Annotated in this window: 3 protein-coding genes and 1 pseudogene; all 4 read right to left on the bottom strand. The window is 62.7% G+C overall.

Annotated elements, in window-relative coordinates; all coding sequences use genetic code 11:
• A pseudogene (gene secY, locus AC1VAN_RS22410) lies at positions 1-154 on the bottom strand (preprotein translocase subunit SecY); the annotation flags it as partial.
• 7 nt (positions 155-161) lie between these two features.
• Positions 162-605, bottom strand: coding sequence for a 50S ribosomal protein L15 (rplO, locus tag AC1VAN_RS22415; RefSeq protein WP_025879316.1), 444 nt, complete (start codon positions 603-605; stop codon positions 162-164).
• Between the two features lie 4 nt (positions 606-609).
• Positions 610-801: a 50S ribosomal protein L30 gene (rpmD, locus tag AC1VAN_RS22420; protein WP_025879315.1), complete on the bottom strand. Its 192-nt coding sequence runs from the start codon at positions 799-801 to the stop codon at positions 610-612.
• Positions 794-1,210, bottom strand: a 417-nt coding sequence (gene rpsE / locus AC1VAN_RS22425) for a 30S ribosomal protein S5 (protein WP_480986809.1), incomplete at its 5' end; no start/stop codon positions are given. The genes rpsE and rpmD, both read right to left, overlap by 8 nt.

The following is a 1,210-nucleotide window of genomic DNA, read 5'->3' on the forward strand; positions in this document are numbered from 1 at the left end:
TGGCAAGCATGGCATCGGGATTGACGCCCGGCACCGGCACGTAGCAGCCGATGCGATAGACGATCAAAGCCCCGACGACGAACAGCAAACGTTGGCGAAGTTCAGTGAACTTGCCCATTCCGCCCGCGAGGTTACCGATGCCAGCTTGCGCCATGATTCTCTTACTCCGTTACGCTGCCGCCGGCAGCTTCGATCGCAGCCTTGGCACCGGCCGTGGCAGCAACACCCTTCAGGGTGAACGCCTTGGTCACTTCGCCCTTGACGACGACCTTGGCCTTCTTTGCAGTGCTCGGGACCAGCTTGGCAGCACGCAGGACAGCGAAGTCGATCTCGCCGGCCGGCAGCTTGTCCAGCTGGTACAGCAGCACTTCAGCGGTGTCCTTGGCGATCGGCGAACGGAAGCCGATCTTCGGCAGACGACGCTGCATGGGGGTCTGGCCGCCTTCGAAGCCAGCCTTGATCTTGCCGCCACCCTTACGGGCAAACGAACCCTTGTGGCCGCGGCCGCAGGTCTTGCCCAGGCCGGAGCCGATACCGCGACCGACGCGGGTACGCTCTTTACGAGCGCCCGGTGCCGGGCTCAATTCATTCAGATGCATGGTCATTGGATTATTCCTCAACCTTGACGAGGTAGTGGACCTTGTTGATCAGACCGCGAACCTGCGGGCTGTCCTTCAGTTCACGCACATCGTTGAGCTTGCCCAGACCCAGCGCACGCACCGACAGGCGATGACGCGCCTGGGCACCACGCAGGCCGCGAACCAGACGGACCTTGACGGTCTTGTTGGTTTCATTAGCCATGGTTGAGATCCTCCACCTTCTTGCCGCGCTTGGCCGCGATGCGAGCCGGCGACTGCGCTGCAGTCAGGCCCTTCACGGTGGCACGCACCAGGTTGATCGGGTTGCGCGAACCGGTGGCCTTGGCCAGCACGTTCTTCACGCCAACTGCTTCCAGSACGGCGCGCATGGCACCACCGGCRATSACRCCGGTACCTTCGGARGCCGGCWGCATGAACACGCGCGCTGCGCCGTGACCATCCTTGATGGTGTGCCACAGGGTGCCGTTGTTCAGATCGACGGTGACCTGGTTCTTGCGAGCCTGCTCCATCGACTTCTGGATGGCGACCGGCACTTCGCGTGCCTTGCCATAACCGAAACCGACCTTGCCTTCGCCGTCGCCGACAACAGTCAGGGCGGTGAAGGTGAACTG

Source organism: Stenotrophomonas sp. 05L44_2, from assembly GCF_056665995.1.